Origin of the sequence: Cochleicola gelatinilyticus (genome assembly GCF_001637325.1) — a bacterium.
In the GTDB taxonomy this organism is placed as follows: Bacteria; Bacteroidota; Bacteroidia; order Flavobacteriales; family Flavobacteriaceae; genus Cochleicola; species Cochleicola gelatinilyticus.
The window spans coordinates 151778-169871 of record NZ_LRXL01000045.1; the positions used below are offsets into that span (position 1 = coordinate 151778).

The window sequence follows — 18094 nt, forward strand, 5'->3', positions numbered from 1 at the left end:
CTTTATTAAAAATTATTCTAGCCCCAAATGCGAATAGAAGATTCAAAATATAAGAGTCAATACGAAAAGAAGGTTTCCCTTCCTTCGGGAAATTATTATTTTTTTAAAAAGTTTGTTGTTGCCGAAATTAATGAAGGAATTCACTTTAACTGGGATGTAGCTGAAGTTGTAGTCAAAAAAGCTTATGAGCATTATGGCGAAAACTTAAAGGTAGCATACATTTCAAATCGTGTAAACGATTATACTATCAGCCCTCAAGATTGGCTCAATTTCTATAGAGAGCGGCATCGCCTCGAAGCTTTTGCAATTGTAGCCTACAATAAAAAAGGACTCATGGCCGTAGTTCTTGAAAAAATATTTTCTCAATCTATGTTACAAAAATTTAATTCTTTAGATAAAGCGGTAAATTGGGTGTTGACACTTAAGAAAGAGGAAAAATTAAATCAAGCTAAATAAAAAAAACCTTCTTCGAAAACGAAGAAGGTTTTTACTTTTGTGATAGTAAATGCTATTATTTACTTGGAGGTGTACTCGGTCTCACTTCAATTTTACTAGGTAATGTTCTAGGATGCATTTTAAGTAGATCCACCACCAACTTTCCAATATCTTCAATTTGAATTTTCCAAGCCTCCTCCCCTTCTTCGGGTGAATTTCCGTTAAAGTGAGTAGAAACACTTCCTGGCATAATAGTACTTACTTTTATTTTGTCTTTTCTAAGATCAAGCATTGCAGCTTGGGTAAAACCAGTAACTCCAAATTTACTTGCATTATATGCTGCTCCTCCAGCAAAAAAGTTAGTACCCGCAAGACTTGAGATAGTAATATAATACCCTTCTTCCTTTTTTAATGCATTCACACTTGCTTTTAAAGTGTAAAAAACGCCTGTTAAGTTTGTTTCTATAGTTTCATTCCATTGTTCTACAGACAACTCATCAATAGATCCAAAATGCCCTAACCCTGCATTAGCAATTACAATATCCAATCTTCCAAACTCAGTTAAAACCTGTTGTACAGCTTTCTCTTGACTTTCAAAATTTCGAACATCCGCTTCAATTCCCATTGCTTTTCCAGTATCTGTGCCTGTGTTTAGTTTTGAAGCAGCATCATCTGCAGAAGATTTACTTCTACTTGTTACTGCCACATTAATACCTTGCTCCAATAAACTTTGTGCAATTCCAAAACCTATACCCTTACTTCCGCCGGTAATTAGCGCAACTTTTCCTCTTAAATTTTTCATGTTATTGTTTTACCCAAAGTTACAAACGCAAACCAAGTTCGAGTCCTAAATTATCCTTAAATTTAACCCCTATGCGTAGCTTTACTATACTTATTTTCTCTTTTTTATTTCTGAATTTTTCTTCGGAAACTTCATCACCTCCAGAACTGGTCAACATTACATCATATAATTCTCAATTCGAATTTGAAATACGCTATGCCACTTCTGAAAATTTTATTGGTGAAATCTTATACGATTGCGCCGAATGTTTATTACAACCCGAAGTAGCACAAGCATTAGTAAAAGCTAACGAATACTTTTGTGAACGTGGCTACCGAATTAAATTATACGATTGCTACCGACCCTTAGACGTTCAAAAAAAAATGTGGGCAAAAGTACCACGCCCAACCTATGTCGCCAATCCCTACGGAAAAGGGTCTATTCATAACAAAGGTGCGGCGGTCGACATGACGCTTGTTACTTTAGAAGGTTGTTATGTAGAAATGGGCAGCGATTATGATTATTTTGGACGGGAAGCACATATCGATAATTATAATTTTTCTGATGAAATCCTCGCTCATCGAAAATTACTGTTTGAAGGCATGCGAAATGTTGGTTTTAATACTATACGAACCGAATGGTGGCACTTTAGCTTTGGAAAGAGCTGGAAATACTCTACTTTAAATGAACCACTACCGTGCGATTAATTTAGCACTCTCTTAATACCTTTTCGTACTGCTCTTTTGTAACTTTAAATAAAACAAAAAGGTATGAAAAATAAAACTGTTATTATAACCGGAGCAGGTTCTGGTTTGGGAAAAGCAATTGCTCTTCGATTCGCTAAAGAACATGCCAACGTAGTGGTTTCAGATATTGATGAAGAAAATGCGAAAAAAGTAGTTTCAGAAATTGAGAAAAATAAGGGTACAGCAACCTTTATTAAAGCGGATACCTCTAATCCTAAAGATTGTGAAAGTTTGGTTAAGCAAACTGTTTCAAAATACGGTTCGTTGCATTACGCTGTAAATAATGCAGGTATTGGGGGAGAAATGGCAAAAACAGCTGATTACCCATTAGACAGTTGGGAAAAAGTAATTGCTATTAATTTAAGTGGTGTCCTGTACGGATGTAAATTTCAAATTCCCGAAATTATAAAATCCGGTGGTGGCGCCATTGTAAATATGGCTTCGATTCTGGGAAGTGTGGGTAGCGCAAATTCCGTTGCTTATGTTGCAGCTAAGCATGGCGTGGTAGGACTTACCAAAACAGCAGCATTAGAATATGCTACAGAAAACGTTCGAATAAACTCGGTGGGTCCAGGATATATTAAAACACCGCTTTTAGATCAAATTGATGAGGAACAAAAAGAACAATTAGTCGCCTTACATCCCGTAGGAAGACTCGGAAAGCCCGAAGAAGTTGCTAATATGGTATTTTGGCTCTGTTCCGATGAAGCTAGTTTTGTAACTGGATCGTATTATACAGTGGATGGTGGTTATACTGCACAATAAAATTTATAAAGATAACTTCATATTTAACCTTCCTGTTTAGGAGGGTTATTTCTAAATTTTATGGGAATAGCATCTTCCGTTCCGTAGATCTTTAGTTCTTTAATGTCTGCGGGTAAATTGAATTTCTTTTCAACCAATCCGTTTTTCACCTTTTGAATCACACGCCCTCGAAGAACTCTTGAAGCCTTTCGGTAGTCTAACGTATCTACCCAGAAGAAAACCTTTAGATTTACGGTGCTTGCAGCTAGTTCGTCTTCAATCACAAAGTTTTCATGAACATCATCTTGAATAATTTCTTCATGTTCATTTAAAATATTTTGTATGAGTTGTTTTGCTCCTTCTATGTCATCTTCGTACCCAATTCCAACTACGAAATCAACACGATAATAGCCATCTGCGGTATAATTTTCGACCGGTTCGGTTAATACATCACTGTTGGGAATGTAAATATCTCGCCCGTCCGGAGTCTTAATGTGTGAATACCGAAAGTTTAAAGCTTTTACCTTTCCGAAGATATCCCCGATTTTAATGGTATCATTGATATTAAATGGTCGGTTGAATGCCAAAATAATCCCTGCTAAAAAGTTCTTTCCAATGTCTTGAAAAGCAAACCCTAGAACGATTGCTGCTCCACCAGCAGCAGTAAGCAATCCAGTTGCAATACCACTCAACCCAGCAGCTTCTAATGCCAGCATGATCGTTATAATTATGAGAACTGTTTTAATAGCTTGAGCGAGAAACCGAGCCATTAAAGGATCTTCAGCTTTTTTTAAAATTCTTCTTTTGTAAATATTAGTGATAAACTGGGCGATAAGAAATCCAGCGATTATTATAAATATCCCCAGTGCGATTCTCGGTAATAATTCTAGAAAATTCTGATAATAGGTTTCAACAGATTCAGAAATAGTTTCGGCAGGACTTTGTTGCAAGGTAACTTTGTTTTAGTGGATTTCTTAAAGATACAAAGGGAATCGTTTTTCCGACTCCCTTTGCATACTAAATTATTGCTAAATTTTTACTGAACTGGGTTTCCGTAAATGTCTAATTCTATCACTTTTTTACCAAACTTCTTCACTTCGGAAAACTGTGTGGCTTTGTCGCCAACTACTACATACACAAAAGTCTCTTCAGGCATGTAGGTGTCGATCACACTTTTAAAATCATCTAACGTCATTTTCTGAAGCATTTCCTGCTCTTTGTTTATATAATCGATTGGTTTATTATACTGGCTAATCGCCTCAAGAATATTCAGTTTCGCATTTAATGATTCGTAATTTCGAGTATTTTGTTTGATAATCTTATTCTTTGTCAATGCTACATCTTCTTCAGTAAAACCTGATCCATAAGCATTTACCATATCTCTAATAATTTTTAGTGACGCTAGTGTTGCATTTGCTCTCACACTACTACTAATGGTAAAGGGTGCAACATCGGTACGATTAGGAATACGAGAATAAGCTCCATAAGTATACCCTTTTTGAATTCGAAGGGTTTGAAATAATCGCCCGCTAGACCCACCGCCAAGAATTTCATTTGCAAATCCAAGTTTAGCAGCGTTCGGATCGTTCGCAGAAAGCGCTAGATTTCCAATATATAAAACCGATTGTTTAGCATCAGGCACATCGATAAAATAAACCACGCTTTCTGGGTTAATTTCGGGTAGTTGTTGTTTTGGAATGGTGATTTCCTCCCCTTTCCAAGTATCGGATAGCCCTTTTAAAGCATCTTGTACACGTGATTTAGAAATATTACCAGCCACATGAAAATTGGAAGCTTTTGGTGAAACTGTGGTATAAAATTCTTTCACGTCCTCGAGTGTAAAATTCTTATTAGATGCTAATGTTCCGCTAACAGGTACTCCATAGATATGATCATCTCCATATACTAATTTATTAAAGTTAATCGACGCAATCGCCGTAGGGTTAGCTTCACGCCCTTTTAAATTAGTTTCAGTTTCTTGTTTTAAGCGATTAAATTCTTTTTCATCCCAACGTGGCTGAAGTAACATTTCTTCCACAATAGCCAAGGTCTCTTCAAAATTTCGAGTTAGGCAACTTCCAGAAATGGTTATACCTTCTAATCCGCCAGATATACGCAGACTTGACCCTAACAACCCGATAGCCTCCTCCAGTTCTGCTGGAGTTTTAGTAGCCGTACCTTCGTTCATAAGGTCGGCTGTAAAGGTAGCCAGCCCTGCTTTGTCTTTGGTATCTAAACGATGACCCCCATCGATCGTAATACTAAATGTTACCAATGGTAATTCATTGTTTTCAATACCGTAGATATTCATTCCGTTTGAAGTTTCTGCTTGCCATATTTCGGGCATTTTAAATAGGGGTGCATCTCCATATTCGGGTTCAGAACGGTCGTACTTTGAAGGTGTTTTTTCGTATTCAGCTTCTTCTCCCTGTGCTACCTCTTCGTTGGCTTTCATAGCGGTAATTTCTTCCTGCCAAACGGTAGCCTCTGTAGCATTGGCTACTGCAAGTTCTTTAGCTCCATTAGGAACTACACTCGTCATGACATAGTTTTTATCTTTCAGATAGGTGTTGTACACCCGCATAATATCTTCCCGAGATACCTCCTGAATAAATTTCGCACGCTTCGTGATAAAACCTGGATCGTTTCCGAATTCATTATCCTGCACCAACTGAAACGCTTTGTTCAATACTGTAGAAACTCCATAATATAATTGAGTTTCTTGTTCTGCTTTAATACGTTGTAATTCGTTGTCTGTAAATCCGTTTTCTTCAAAATCTGTTAATCCTTCTACAACTGCATTTTTTACGTCGTTTAAAGAAACACCCTCATTGGCGCGCACCCTAATTATGAATTCTCCTGCAATTTCGTTACTGCTCTGATAGGTCCCTACATTGGGTGCAAGTTTATTTTCTTCAACTATTTTGGTATATAATGGTGCTTTTTTACTTCCACTTAATAATTGTCCAAGAATTTCTAAGGCATACACATCTTTATTGTATTCTTCTACCGAAGGGAATACCATTCGAAGTTCTGGGAGTTTTGCAAAATTATCTTCAAAATACAATGATTTCGTCTCACTCAATGTAACGGGTTGTGCTTCTAACATTGGCACTTCTGGTCCAGAAGGAATTTCTCCAAACCATTGTTGCACCAACTCTTTTGTTTTTTGAATATTGATATCTCCAGCAATAACCAAAGAAGCATTTGCTGCACCATAATACGCTTTGTAAAATTCTTTAACGTCCTCTAGGGTGGCTGCTTGAAGGTCGGGCAATGCACCAATTACGGTCCAGCTATAAGGATGTCCTTCTGGATACAAATTTTTTCTAATTATTTCGTCGGTATAGCCATATGGAGAATTGTCCACACGTTGTCTTTTTTCGTTCTTTACAACTTGTTTTTCGCGTTCTAAAGCTGCTTCAGTTACTGTATTAATCATGTATCCTAATCGGTCGCTATCAATCCAAAGAATTTTTTCGAATGCGTCTTTTGGCACCACTTCATAATAAACGGTACCATCACTCCAAGTTCCTCCGTTACGACTTCCACCCCACTCTGGAATCATTTTACGATTGGCACCAACAGGCACATTTTCAGAATCGTTAAAAGACATGTGTTCGAAAAAATGAGCAAATCCAGTTTTTCCAGGTTTTTCTCTATTAGAACCTACGTGTACCATAGTTGCTACAGCCACAATAGGATCACTGGTGTCTTTGTGAAGTATTACTTCTAGACCATTATCCAGCACAAATTTTTCATAATCTAAAGTGAATTCGGTTTTTGTTTCTTTTGTTTCCGAAGAAGTATTTTCTGAACAAGAAGAAACCGCAAGTACCAATGCGGAGATACATAGGCTCGATAAAAATTTCATAGGTGTTGGTTTTTAAAAAATTGTATGGTCGTCAAGATACTGTCTTTTCTCTAAAAATCTCTCTTAAATTATCTGTAAATTGAATTGTATTAACAGTAGGGGCTTTATCTTTGCACCCGAAAATACGATGATAACACGCTTATATTTATAGTCATTATGAACGCAACGTTAAAAACTTTTAAAATCATAAGTTTTCTTGAAGCCATTTCTTTTTTAGTTCTTTTAGGTATTGCCATGCCTTTAAAATATATATGGGAGTTACCACAAATGGTTCAAGTTGTAGGAATGGCGCATGGGGTACTTTTCTTATTGTATATTGCAGGTGCCGTTTATGTAAGTCAAATATTACAATGGAGTACCAAAACGTTACTAATTGTTCTGGCTTGTTCTGTTATTCCATTTGGTCCTTTTTATGCAGAACGTAAATACTTACCATGAATAAAGAGACAGTAATATACTATAGTTGTTGGTTTCAAGAGTATTTTGGAGCTCAAGGAATGGACGCCGATCTTGCTATATTTCTGAACGTACTAATTAATTGTATTTTACTGGTCATCGTTGTTCTAATTCTTGATTGGATTGCCAGACGTTTTTTAATTGAAGGTTTTAAAGCATTTAGTCAACGAACGGAAACTAAGTTCGATGATTATTTAGTGCTGAGTAATTTTCCGAAGTATATCGCACACTTTTTACCTTTAACGGTAATTTGGTATATGGTGCCTATAATATTCTTAGAGTACCCCATCCTAGAATCACTTATTCTTCAGACTATCGATATTTACGTGATAATTCTAGGGGTGCTAGTAGTTCGCAGTATTCTAAGAACTAGTAAAAATTATTTTGAGACTAAAGAAAAATATCACGATAAACCCTTGCAAAGTTATGTGCAGATATTAATGATCTTCTCTTGGGGAATCGCTGTTTTTTTAATCATTAACATTTTAACGGGATACTCGCTTGTAAGTTTAACAACGCTTGGAGCTGCTTCCGCAATTCTATTACTCATATTTAAAGACACTATACTCGGATTTGTAGCCAGTATACAAGTGTCTGTTAATGATATTGTTAGACTTGGAGACTGGATCACTTTTAGTAAATTTGGAGCTGACGGATATGTTACTGAAATCAACTTAGCAACCGTTCGTGTTCAAAATTTCGACAATACTTTTACTACCATACCAACGTATAGTCTAATCGCAGATTCTTTTCAAAACTGGCGTGGTATGCAAGAATCTCCAGGTCGTAGAATAAAGCGAAGTATTTTTATTAAACAAACTTCTATAAAATTTTTAAGTGCTGAAGAATTAGAGGAATTAAAACATATTCAATTAATAGAGCCTTATATAGAACATCGTGAGCGAGAAGTAGACCGTTTTAATAAAGTAAAAGAGGCAAATAAGAAATTATTAATTAATGGTAGAAACCAAACAAACCTTGGCGTCTTTCGTCGTTATGCTGAGTCGTATTTAGTTGAAAATGAATTAATAAATCCCGATTTATTTTTAATGGTTCGTCACCTTGCTCCTACAGATAAAGGAATTCCGATAGAAATTTTCTGTTTTACGTACGATAAAAAATGGGAAAATTACGAACAAATTCAAGCTGATATATTCGATCACTTATTGGCAGCAGTTTCTTACTTCGGTTTAGAAGTCTTTGAGTTACCAACAGGAAAAGATTTTAGTTCGAAAATGCCACCCGAAGCATAGTACAATAAATTTAAAGTACCTTTAGCCTCCAACAGCAGAAAGATTCACAACCCATGAACTTAAAAAATTTCCTCCAAATATTTGGAGCTATTGCCATTGTGCTCACCCTTGTTCCTCTTATAGCTATCGATTATTGGTGGATTAGAATGTTCGATTTCCCTCACATTCAGTTAACGGTACTTACCTTCACTGCAATGATTACTTATTTTATGAGGTTCGATATTAAAAGCTGGCAAGATCACTTTTTTGCTTTTGCAATAATTGGTTGTTTTATCTTTCAATTTGTAAAAATATATCCTTACACTCCCTTTGCACCTTATGTTGTTTTAAACAGTACTCCCGAAAAATCTGAAAGAGATATATCGATATACACAGCAAATGTTTTTCAAGAAAACAAAGAGAAAGACGCGGTTATTGCAGATATTATAACCCGTGATCCCGATGTTTTATTGTTCCTTGAAACAAATAAAGATTGGCAAAACCATATCGAAAAGCATGTTTTAAAATCCTATCCATATACCATTTTAGAACCACTTCCAAATACCTATGGGATGTTATTATATTCAAAGAAGAAACTAATCGATCCTAAAATAAAATATTTGGTCGATGATAGCATTCCGTCGTTTCATACCAAATTATTACTCACTCCAACAGATACGGTACAGGTATATACCATTCACCCTACTCCTCCCATGCCACAACATAATCCGAGTTCATCCGACCGTGATGCAGAAATGATGAAAATTGCAAATATGAGTAGAGCATCTAAGTTGCCAGTATTGGTGATTGGTGATTTTAACGATGTAGCTTGGTCTGCAACAACCTCATTATTTGAAAATGTTGGTGAATTATTAGACGTACGTAAAGGAAGAGGTTTTTACAACACATTTAATGCTAATAGTTTCTTATTACGCTGGCCTTTGGATCATATATTTGTTTCTTCTGAATTCCGCGTAATTCAAGTTACTCTAGGAAAAGATATACATTCGGATCACTTTCCAACCTTTACACATTTAAGTTTTGAACCTGAACTTGCATATTTGCAAAAACCACAGCCCCCTTCTGAAGCTGAATTACAAAGAGCAAAAGAACAGGCTTCTGGAGTTCGAAAATTAGAGTTGGACTTTTAATTTTATTCGAGACGATCCTTTACAAATTCAATCTGAGTTTTTCCATGAGGCTTAGGAGATCCATTTTCGTCTAGGCTTACCATAATAATCGTATCGATTGTGATAATTACTTCACGAGTCATTTTATTTCTTACCTCACAAGCAAGTGTTAGTGATGTTTTTCCAAATTTCTTAGCTTCTAATCCTATCTCTATAATATCTCCCTTCGTAGCAGAACTTCGAAAATTAATCTCACTCATATATTTAGTAACTGTTTTTGGATTCTCTAACTGAATAATAGCATAGAGTGCTGCCTCTTCATCGATCCATTCGAGCAAACGTCCTCCAAAGAGTGTTTCATTGGGATTGAGGTCTTGTGGTTTAATCCATTTACGAGTATGAAAATTCATTAATATAAAGTTTTAGGGTTATCCATTCCTGGAATATGCAGGTTGGTGCCAAATCGTTCGTTAGCTTTTTTTATAAAATGTGCCGAAAGTAACGGTGAGGCCTTTTCGAGATTTTGATGTACAAAAAAATAGATATGCTGTAAGCCTTGTGATATCCATTCTTCCAATCGATCGATCCAATCGTCGAGGCGCGTATAATCTGATTCATGATTCGCACCATTATACCTTATAAATGCAGCATTATTAGTCATTCGCATATGCAACAAATCTCTTCTTCCCGCACTATCTACAAGAATATTTGAAGCATCATAACGTTCTAAAATATCGTAGAGTTCATTTGCGACTACTGGGTCGTTAAACCAATCTGTATGGCGAAATTCGATTGCAATGCGAATATCTTTAGGAATGGCTTCAAAAAAAGGTACTAAACGTTCCATGTTTTTAGGTCCGAAATTATTATGCATTTGTACAAAAGGCATTTCGAGTTTTTCTTTAAGGTTTGAAGCATTCAGTAAATATTCATTTAAATATGCTTCAAAATCATTTAAGCGTTTCCAATGTGTAACTCCTTGAAACACCTTAGGGAAAAATCTAAAATCTGCCGGAGTCTTGTCGTACCAACCTGTAAAAGTTTCAGGAGAAAAAATTCTGTAAAAAGTAGCATTCAATTCAATACTATTAAATTGCGTAGCATAATAGGTGAGCTCATCTTTAGTGCCTCTTGGATAAAACCCTTTTAAATCGGCTCTATTCCATTTAGCGCACCCCACATATAAATTAGGTACCGATGCTACCTTTTCTTTAGCAAGAACATTTTTTGTTTCAGGGTGATCTTCTGGTAAGGTGAAATCAATTAATGACGGATCGTCAACTTTTCCAAACTTCATAAACAATGCATTTTATGTAAAGATATTCATTTCAGAAGTTTGCTTTAATTTTTTTTTAGGTAGATGTAACAATATTTACAGAACTTAGACTTATTTTTACGTAAACCATTAAAACTAAACTATGAAAATTTTTAAATCGTTATTAATAGCGTTGCTTTTAGCAGTAATTACACCGGTATCTGCACAGACAGCTGATGAGATTATAGCAAATTATTTTGAGAATACAGGTGGTGAAGAAGCCTGGAATAAGTTGGAAGGAATTAAAATTATTGCTTCGGCAAATGCACAAGGAATGGATATTCCTGTAGAAGTGTATCAATTAAAAGATGGAAGCCAATTGGTGAAGATTAACTTTCAGGGACAAGATATTACACAAATTGCTTACGATGGTGAAACAATGTGGACTACAAACTTTATGACCATGCAACCTGAAAAGAGTGATGCAGAGACTACTGCTAATATGAAAACTAAAGCAAATGATTTTCCTTCTCCGTTCTTAAACTATAAAGAAAAAGGATTCGATGTTGAATTAGTAGGAAATGAAACTATTGAAGGTACAGACACTTTTAAAATAAAATTAACTCAGAAACCAGTTATGGTAGACGGAAAAGAACAGCCTAATGTTTCTTTTTATTATTTCGATACCGAAAACTTTGTGCCTATCGCTTCTGAAGCAGAGATCCCATCTGGGCCAATGAAGGGACAAATGTCAAAGTCAACCATGAGTGATTATCAAGAAGTAGATGGACTTTATTTTCCGTTCGATATGGGAATGGCAGGACAAAATGTGATTGTAAAAGAGATTGTTATTAATCCGGAAGTAGACAAAACTATGTTTGCTTTTCCAAACTAATATGATCTTTTAATTTATTTAAATCCTCGTTTATTCGGGGATTTTTTCTTTCAACTAACCAACACGAATTACAATGAAAAAACTACTCTTATTCACTACCATACTCCTTCTATTGCCAATAACGCTTTCGGCACAAGAGGTTGCCCTTAAAGGAAAAGAATTGTTTGGGGATATGCAAGCACGGCATATAGGCCCTGCATTAATGAGCGGACGAATTAACGACTTAGAAAATCATCCTACTAATCCAAGAATTCTATATGCTGGAACAGCTGGCGGAGGTGTCTGGAAATCGGGTGATGGTGGTGCGACCTTTTCCCCTATTTTCGATGATCATGCACAATCCATAGGAGTGGTAACATTAGACCCTAAAAAACCTGATGAAGTAATTTGGGTAGGAACTGGAGAAACATGGACTCGCAATTCTGTTTCCATAGGTGATGGTTTGTTTAAGTCTACCGATGGCGGTAGTAACTGGAAGGAGATTGAAGGGTTTGAACATAGCGAACGTATTGCCTCTATCGTTATTAATCCTAAAAATACTAATGAAATGTACGTTGGTGTTTTAGGAGCTTTATGGAGTGATAGTGAAGATCGTGGAGTTTATAAATCTGCCGATGGCGGAAATACATGGAACAAGATTTTATATGTAGGTCCTTCAACAGGTGCTGCAGATGTGATTATGGATCCAACAAACCCGAATGTATTGTACGCATCTATGTGGCAATTTAGAAGAACAGGTTGGGGGTTTAACTCTGGAGGAACTAACAGCGCGCTATACAAATCGACAGACAGCGGTGCAACTTGGAACAAAATTCATAATGGGTTTCCTGCTGGGAAATTGGGCCGTATCGCTGTAGCCGTAGCACCCAGTGATGGAAATTTTCTTTACGCAGTGTTAGAAACCGAAGAAAAGGATAAAAATGGACTGTGGAAATCTACCAATGCAGGACAAAATTGGGAACACCTCAATAACGATTTTGGACTGACCGTCCGTCCATTTTATTTTTCCCGAATAACTATCGACCCAAAAAACCCAGATATTGTTGTAAAAGGAGGACTTAATGGATCTATTAGTCGTGATGGAGGAAACACTTTTAAATCGTTAGGGCAAATGCATAGTGACATTCATGATATTACATTTGCAATTAATAATAGCGACATTATTTATTCAGGGACCGATGGTGGTGTTTATCGTTCATGGAATGGTGGTACTACTTTCGAGATCGTTGAAAACTTACCCATTTCCCAATTTTATCATATTAGTACCGATAATGAAACCCCTTATAATGTCTATGGAGGCCTACAAGACAATGGTTCTTGGTGGGGACCTTCTTCCTCTCCAAATGGTGTTGAAGCAAGAGATTGGAACAGTGTTGGTGCGGGCGATGGATTTAGAGTATTAAAACATCCAACAAAAAAGATTATTTATTCTGAAATGCAGGGAGCTGAAAATGTATGGAGGTACGATGTAGAGAAAAATCGAACAAAGACCATACAACCCTTAAAAAATGAGGGTGATGCAGATTTACGTTTTAATTGGAACGCCCCTATGGCAGTAAGTGCGCATGCACCCGATAGATTTTATATGGGAAGCCAATATCTACATCGCTCAGAAGACATGGGAGATAACTGGACAATTATTTCTCCAGATTTAACTACCAATGATGCTTCAAAACAAGATCAATCGAAATCGGGTGGGCTTTCCGTAGATAATAGCGGAGCTGAAAATCACACCACTATATTCACAATTGCAGAATCTCCATTAGACGAAAATGTAATCTGGGTAGGAACCGATGACGGGAATGTTCAGGTAACTACAAACGGAGGAAAAGATTGGAAGAATGTAACTGCAAACCTTACAGGTATTCCAAAAAACACATGGGTGTACCATATTGAAGCAAGTGTTCATGGAAAAGGAACTGCCTATGCGGTATTTGAAGGACATACTAGCGGGGATATGAAGCCATATGCCTTAAAAACAACAGACTACGGAGAAACATGGAATTCAATTATTTCTGAAGATATTCAAGAAAATGCATTTGTACGTAACATACAGGAAGATTATATAAATGAAGACCTGCTATTTTTAGGAACCGAATTAGGATTATATGTAACTATCAACGGAGGAAAAACATGGTCTCACTTCACCAATAATATGCCCCCAGTTGCTGTACATTATATCGATCTTCAGAAAGCTACTAACGATATTGTTATGGGAACACACGGTCGTGGAGTAATAATTATCGATGATATAAGTCCGTTGCGAGAACTAGATCAAGAAGTACTTTCTAAAGATGTACATTTCTTTCAGAATCAACCTTTCACAATGGTTGAAGAAAGTGGTTTCGGAGGAAACTTCGGAGCTGAAACTCAATTTGTAGGAAACAATAAAAGCTCTGCGGCACGTATTGTTTACTATCTTAAAAAAAGGCATACCTTCGGAAAGATGTCGATGGAATTACAAGATATGGATGGAAATAAAGTTTCAAATTTAAATGCTGGGAAATCGAAAGGAATCAATGTTGTAAATTGGAATTACACTACAACAAATCCTAAAATGGCTGAAGCCAAAACAGTTTCTTTTGGAGGATTTGTTTCTCCTCGAGTCCCTGCTGGTAAATACAAAGTAGTTCTTACAAAAGGAAAAGATACCTACGAACATGTTATCGAAACAACTTACGACACCAATTCGCTAGCAACCCTAGCAGAAAGGAAAGAACAGGAAAAATTAACCAAAACACTTTTCGACATGGTAGAAGACTTGGCATATATGGTATATGAAATTAATACCCTACAAGATAAAGCTACTGAAGTTATCGAAAAGCATCCTAAAGGTAAGAAAGAAGCACAATCCCTATTTAATGCCTTAGAAACACTTCGGAAAGATTTAGTAGTGACCACTGGAGATAATTATGTCGCTTCTGCTGAAAATGAATTACGTGAAGAAATGGGAGAATTGTATAGTAATGTGGCAACTAGTTACGATCGTGTGTCAGGATCTCAAAAGCAAAATTTAAAACGTATCACTTCTCAGTTTGAAGCTGAAAAAGCTAAGTATGAAGCTATTACTAAAAAAGAAGTCGTTAAATTCTATAAATTTTTAGACAAAAATGATATTCCAAAACCCGAAATTAAAACAAAAGATGCGTTTCTAGATAGAGAATAAAAAAATAAATTGTAAAAAATCGCTTCATTTCTGAAGCGATTTTTTTTCTTTAAACTCGTTTATTTATTAATATAAATTGTTTTACGATTCATAAATTCGCGAATACCGTGCTGACTTAATTCTCTTCCATAGCCACTATCTTTAATACCTCCAAAAGGTAATCTAGGATCACTTTTTACGAGTTCATTAATAAATACCGCGCCTTCATCGAAACGATATGCCATTTTCTCAGCGGCATCGATATCTTTAGTGAAAATAGAAACTCCCAAGCCAAATTTAGAGTTATTTGAAAGCTCGATAGCCTCATCTGCATCTTTAAATGTGGTAATTGATAGTGCAGGCCCAAAAGTTTCTTCATTAAAAACAGGCATTTTTGGTGTCACTCCACTAACTATCGTGGGTTCAAAATATGCATTTTGTCGTTTTCCGCCCAGTTCTAATTTAGCGCCTGCCTTTACCGAAGCCTTTACTTGCTCTTCAATGTCTTTTGCCAGATCTTCACGCGCTAATGTTCCAATATACGTAGCTTCATCACTTGGATCACCGCTTTTTAATTCCCTGACTTTCTTCACGAGAATTTCTGTGAATTCTTTTGCTATAGATTCAGCCACCAATAATCGTTTTCCAGCAATACAACTCTGCCCTGTGTTTTGGTAGCGTGCTTGAACACAAATATCTACCGTAGTTTCCATATCGCAATCTTCCATCACCACTAAAGCATTATTTCCTCCTAATTCTAAAACAGTTTTTTTAATATTTTCTCCCGCAACAGCTGCAACAGCAGAACCAGCAGGCCCGCTTCCCGTAAGAGTAACAGCTTTAATTATCGGATTTTCAATAATTTCTTCAATTTTGTCGCTTCCAACTAAAAGCGTTGTAAAGCAATTTTTTGGAAATCCGGCACGTTGAAATACTTTTTCTATAAGCAGAGCACTACCAAACACGTTAGAAGCATGTTTTAAAACCCCTATATTACCCGCCATAAGTGCTGGGGCTGCAAAACGAAAAACCTGCCAAAATGGATAATTCCATGGCATTACTGCAAGTACAACACCCATGGGTTCGTAACTCACATAACTTTTGTGGGCATCGGTCTTAATTATTTCGTTAGCAGTTTGTTTTTCAGCCTGGTCTGCGTAATATTCACATACCCAAGCACATTTTTCAACTTCCGAAATAGCTTGAGTAATTGGTTTCCCAACTTCTTCGGAAATTGTTTTTGCATACTCCTCTGTGTTTTTTTTTAGTTCTGAAGCTGCTGCAATCATTAATTTTTTTCGGGCTGCAAATGAGGTTTCTCTCCAAGAGTAAAAACGTTCATCTGCTTTTTCAAGAAGTTCGGTTATTTCTTTCTTAGTATGGGTTTTATACGTGGCAATGGTTTCACCTGTATATGGGTTGGTGGAAGTTACAGTACTCATTTTTATTTTTAAATGTATTGAAAACCCTTTAAAACAGGGAGGTGATTAAGACTACTTTAACGTGTAAATTGTTGACAAGGTAGTTTATAACTTATAGCCATTTGCTTCAGAAAGGCGATGACATTTCCTACTTTTAAGTAAACACAAAGAAACCATTATGGACCTACGTGAAACTGTTCTTATACAAATTCGACCTGAAATACCTTCCGCTAAAGTTAACGACGCCATGTCTGTAGACGAAATTTTTCAGAATAAAACCTTGCGACCTATCACTAAATTACAAAACGATTTATTGGTGGCAGTTTTCAGAAATTACATTAGAAAACATAAAAACGTTTTTCATAACCTTACTATAGAAAAACGTTTAGATTATATAGAAAATGCAATTCATAAGGATATGAAATTTAGAAATTCGTTGAAAGGAATTATTATTGGACAATTCACTTTAGAAGAATACGAGACTTACATTCAAAACTCGTCTGCTTTAAACAAACGAATGATGAATATTGTGAAAGAGCGTATTAAAAGCAACATCCAGTTATTAGAATACGAGTACGCGCATTAGAAACCCGATAATGATAGTGATTGCAAAGCTCATAAGTGTACCAATTAGTACATATTCGGTTTGTTTTCTAGCTCCGCTTTTTCCTTTATCACTAAATCGTAAAATAGATTTAGCAGCAATTAATAGTCCGATAGCTGCAAAATTATCGGTGAGGATAAATGTGAGTACCAAGATCCGCTCGAAAATACCGATATAACGTCCAGCTTTTTCTAAACTAGGAAATTCCCCTTCATCTGTAGCAATTTCTTCCTGCCAGCGTTGTGTTGCTTTTCCAATAACAAACCCAACAGGAAAGATTACCAATAAATATCCAATTACGAAAATCAGGGTTATTTCTGAAGCAAAAACGGCAGCAATAAATGGAATTACTTGAGTGAGATTATTAGTTAGAATTATCCAGATTCCTAATAAAATTAATAGGTGAAACAATTGATCGAGTAAAAAGTAGCGGAGAGAATCATCTTCTTTGTTAAGTTTCCACAGATCGATAAAAAAATGGGTAACACTTATAATTACGGGTACTAGCCACATGCTCCAATCTTGTACAATTAGATATGTTAAAAAACCAGCTAAAAACGCATGGATGTATAAGAACGGAGCTTTGGCTTTGTATCTCCGCTTTTGGTCAATCCACTTTTTGGTCTGTAATGCAAAATCTGTTATAACATGTGCAAGAATTAATTGCAAGGCTAAAATTAGTTCTGGATTCATACTAATTGATTTTTAGCTACATATTGGTAGCGTTTTAGTAATAACTGAATTTCTTCCCATCCCGCAGCTCTTTTGCGGGAATTTACAGCTGCTTGACTAATCCCTATTTCATCTGCGATTTGTTGTTCTGTATAATTTTTTAATAAGTAGTATACTACTTCTGCAGACGCAAGGGACCAACGGTCTGTGATCCCGTCTAAAAACTTTAGAGATACTGCAAATTCATAGTTTATTTCTTCATTGGAAGTAACCAAAGTAATAGTACGACCCTCACCCTTCATACTGTCGAGCGATCTTCCCGAAAATTGAAATGCGGCACCATTGCTTTCTTCTAATGCCTGTTTTTGATAGGTCGATTCCCCTACCCCTATTGCGATACGAATATCTGCAAGTGGTGTGCTGCTTTTCGAAGTATGATTTGCGGGTTTATATTTAATTACTGCTGTTTTTATTTGTAATGCAATTGTTAGAGCCAAAGAGACATTTTCGACAACTCCTTGAAAACTATCTCCTCTATAGAGAGAAAATGTTATCGCTTCTGGGGAATGCTTTTCTTTGACCCCTTTAAATTCGTGCTTTAATACTGTAATAATATCTTTTAATAATGTAGGCTCGTATTCCGAAGAATTAACCAAATCTCCACTTAGTACTGCTATTTGTTGTTTCATAAAATAAAATTATAG

Annotated in this window: 17 protein-coding genes; 9 read left to right on the forward strand and 8 right to left on the reverse strand. The window is 36.1% G+C overall.

Annotated features, from left to right (window positions below; translation table 11 throughout):
* The first annotated feature begins 27 nt into the window (after positions 1 to 27).
* Positions 28 to 456 carry a hypothetical protein gene (locus ULVI_RS11225; RefSeq protein WP_068592853.1) on the forward strand — a complete coding sequence of 143 codons (429 nt, stop codon included), beginning with the start codon at positions 28 to 30 and terminating at the stop codon, positions 454 to 456.
* Between the two features lie 55 nt (positions 457 to 511).
* Here ULVI_RS11225 and ULVI_RS11230 read toward each other — a convergent pair whose 3' ends face one another.
* Positions 512 to 1237: an SDR family oxidoreductase gene (locus tag ULVI_RS11230; protein WP_068592855.1), complete on the reverse strand. Its 726-nt coding sequence runs from the start codon at positions 1235 to 1237 to the stop codon at positions 512 to 514.
* Positions 1238 to 1308: 71 nt separating this feature from the next.
* Here ULVI_RS11230 and ULVI_RS11235 point away from each other — a divergent pair, with 71 nt between their 5' ends.
* Together ULVI_RS11235 and ULVI_RS11240 are read left to right on the forward strand one after the other, a co-directional pair.
* Complete coding sequence (locus ULVI_RS11235) at positions 1309 to 1923, forward strand: M15 family metallopeptidase (RefSeq protein WP_068592857.1); 615 nt, start codon at positions 1309 to 1311, stop codon at positions 1921 to 1923.
* A 63-nt stretch (positions 1924 to 1986) separates the two neighbouring features.
* Positions 1987 to 2727, forward strand: coding sequence for an SDR family NAD(P)-dependent oxidoreductase (locus ULVI_RS11240; RefSeq protein ID WP_068592859.1), 741 nt, complete (start codon positions 1987 to 1989; stop codon positions 2725 to 2727).
* Positions 2728 to 2750: 23 nt separating this feature from the next.
* Here the strand turns inward: ULVI_RS11240 and ULVI_RS11245 are convergent, their stop codons facing one another.
* Positions 2751 to 3656 (reverse strand): mechanosensitive ion channel family protein, encoded by a 906-nt coding sequence (locus ULVI_RS11245; RefSeq protein ID WP_068592860.1) that lies wholly within the window; start codon positions 3654 to 3656, stop codon positions 2751 to 2753.
* A gap of 86 nt (positions 3657 to 3742) precedes the next feature.
* The gene (locus ULVI_RS11250) at positions 3743 to 6580 is read right to left on the reverse strand and encodes a M16 family metallopeptidase (RefSeq protein WP_068592862.1); all 2838 of its coding nucleotides are present in this window, start codon (positions 6578 to 6580) and stop codon (positions 3743 to 3745) included.
* 156 nt (positions 6581 to 6736) lie between these two features.
* On the opposite strand from ULVI_RS11250, the gene ULVI_RS11255 reads away from it, so the two are divergent.
* The 3 genes from ULVI_RS11255 to ULVI_RS11265 are packed head-to-tail and all read left to right on the forward strand — an operon-like array spanning position 6737 to position 9419.
* Positions 6737 to 7018, forward strand: coding sequence for a DUF3817 domain-containing protein (locus tag ULVI_RS11255; protein ID WP_068592865.1), 282 nt, complete (start codon positions 6737 to 6739; stop codon positions 7016 to 7018).
* Positions 7015 to 8289 carry a mechanosensitive ion channel family protein gene (locus ULVI_RS11260; protein WP_068592867.1) on the forward strand — a complete coding sequence of 425 codons (1275 nt, stop codon included), beginning with the start codon at positions 7015 to 7017 and terminating at the stop codon, positions 8287 to 8289. Before ULVI_RS11255 ends, ULVI_RS11260 begins: the two co-directional genes overlap by 4 nt.
* 53 nt (positions 8290 to 8342) lie before the next feature.
* Positions 8343 to 9419 (forward strand): endonuclease/exonuclease/phosphatase family protein, encoded by a 1077-nt coding sequence (locus tag ULVI_RS11265; RefSeq protein ID WP_068592869.1) that lies wholly within the window; start codon positions 8343 to 8345, stop codon positions 9417 to 9419.
* A 2-nt stretch (positions 9420 to 9421) separates the two neighbouring features.
* Here the strand turns inward: ULVI_RS11265 and ULVI_RS11270 are convergent, their stop codons facing one another.
* Positions 9422 to 9808, reverse strand: a complete 387-nt coding sequence (locus ULVI_RS11270; RefSeq protein ID WP_068592871.1) for an acyl-CoA thioesterase — start codon at positions 9806 to 9808, stop codon at positions 9422 to 9424.
* Entirely contained in the window at positions 9808 to 10695 is an 888-nt protein-coding gene (locus ULVI_RS11275; protein ID WP_068592873.1) for a DUF72 domain-containing protein, read from the reverse strand. The genes ULVI_RS11270 and ULVI_RS11275 overlap by 1 nt, the downstream gene beginning before the upstream one ends.
* 121 nt (positions 10696 to 10816) lie before the next feature.
* Between ULVI_RS11275 and ULVI_RS11280 the strand changes: the two genes are divergently transcribed.
* The gene (locus ULVI_RS11280) at positions 10817 to 11548 is read left to right on the forward strand and encodes an outer membrane lipoprotein-sorting protein (RefSeq protein WP_068592876.1); all 732 of its coding nucleotides are present in this window, start codon (positions 10817 to 10819) and stop codon (positions 11546 to 11548) included.
* A gap of 73 nt (positions 11549 to 11621) precedes the next feature.
* Positions 11622 to 14714, forward strand: a complete 3093-nt coding sequence (locus ULVI_RS11285) for a WD40/YVTN/BNR-like repeat-containing protein (protein ID WP_068592878.1) — start codon at positions 11622 to 11624, stop codon at positions 14712 to 14714.
* Positions 14715 to 14773: 59 nt separating this feature from the next.
* Here the strand turns inward: ULVI_RS11285 and ULVI_RS11290 are convergent, their stop codons facing one another.
* Complete coding sequence (locus ULVI_RS11290) at positions 14774 to 16135, reverse strand: NAD-dependent succinate-semialdehyde dehydrogenase (protein WP_068592880.1); 1362 nt, start codon at positions 16133 to 16135, stop codon at positions 14774 to 14776.
* A gap of 157 nt (positions 16136 to 16292) precedes the next feature.
* Here ULVI_RS11290 and ULVI_RS11295 point away from each other — a divergent pair, with 157 nt between their 5' ends.
* Positions 16293 to 16700 carry a glyoxalase gene (locus ULVI_RS11295; protein WP_068592882.1) on the forward strand — a complete coding sequence of 136 codons (408 nt, stop codon included), beginning with the start codon at positions 16293 to 16295 and terminating at the stop codon, positions 16698 to 16700.
* Here the strand turns inward: ULVI_RS11295 and ULVI_RS11300 are convergent.
* Complete coding sequence (locus tag ULVI_RS11300) at positions 16677 to 17411, reverse strand: DUF3307 domain-containing protein (protein ID WP_068592883.1); 735 nt, start codon at positions 17409 to 17411, stop codon at positions 16677 to 16679. The two genes, ULVI_RS11295 and ULVI_RS11300, sit on opposite strands and share 24 nt — an antisense overlap.
* A complete protein-coding gene (locus tag ULVI_RS11305; protein WP_068592884.1) occupies positions 17408 to 18079 on the reverse strand; it encodes a hypothetical protein in 672 nt (223 codons plus the stop codon). Before ULVI_RS11305 ends, ULVI_RS11300 begins: the two co-directional genes overlap by 4 nt.
* Between the last annotated feature and the right edge of the window lie 15 nt (positions 18080 to 18094).

Coding starts and splice junctions, on each gene's coding strand:
- ULVI_RS11225 (WP_068592853.1), top strand. CDS start 28: ATGCGAATAGAAGATTCAAAATATAAGAGTCAATACGAAAAGAAGGTT.
- ULVI_RS11230 (WP_068592855.1), bottom strand. CDS start 1,237: ATGAAAAATTTAAGAGGAAAAGTTGCGCTAATTACCGGCGGAAGTAAG.
- ULVI_RS11300 (WP_068592883.1), bottom strand. CDS start 17,411: ATGAATCCAGAACTAATTTTAGCCTTGCAATTAATTCTTGCACATGTT.
- ULVI_RS11260 (WP_068592867.1), top strand. CDS start 7,015: ATGAATAAAGAGACAGTAATATACTATAGTTGTTGGTTTCAAGAGTAT.
- ULVI_RS11285 (WP_068592878.1), top strand. CDS start 11,622: ATGAAAAAACTACTCTTATTCACTACCATACTCCTTCTATTGCCAATA.
- ULVI_RS11255 (WP_068592865.1), top strand. CDS start 6,737: ATGAACGCAACGTTAAAAACTTTTAAAATCATAAGTTTTCTTGAAGCC.
- ULVI_RS11280 (WP_068592876.1), top strand. CDS start 10,817: ATGAAAATTTTTAAATCGTTATTAATAGCGTTGCTTTTAGCAGTAATT.
- ULVI_RS11275 (WP_068592873.1), bottom strand. CDS start 10,695: ATGAAGTTTGGAAAAGTTGACGATCCGTCATTAATTGATTTCACCTTA.
- ULVI_RS11305 (WP_068592884.1), bottom strand. CDS start 18,079: ATGAAACAACAAATAGCAGTACTAAGTGGAGATTTGGTTAATTCTTCG.
- ULVI_RS11295 (WP_068592882.1), top strand. CDS start 16,293: ATGGACCTACGTGAAACTGTTCTTATACAAATTCGACCTGAAATACCT.
- ULVI_RS11265 (WP_068592869.1), top strand. CDS start 8,343: ATGAACTTAAAAAATTTCCTCCAAATATTTGGAGCTATTGCCATTGTG.
- ULVI_RS11250 (WP_068592862.1), bottom strand. CDS start 6,580: ATGAAATTTTTATCGAGCCTATGTATCTCCGCATTGGTACTTGCGGTT.
- ULVI_RS11240 (WP_068592859.1), top strand. CDS start 1,987: ATGAAAAATAAAACTGTTATTATAACCGGAGCAGGTTCTGGTTTGGGA.
- ULVI_RS11235 (WP_068592857.1), top strand. CDS start 1,309: ATGCGTAGCTTTACTATACTTATTTTCTCTTTTTTATTTCTGAATTTT.
- ULVI_RS11290 (WP_068592880.1), bottom strand. CDS start 16,135: ATGAGTACTGTAACTTCCACCAACCCATATACAGGTGAAACCATTGCC.
- ULVI_RS11270 (WP_068592871.1), bottom strand. CDS start 9,808: ATGAATTTTCATACTCGTAAATGGATTAAACCACAAGACCTCAATCCC.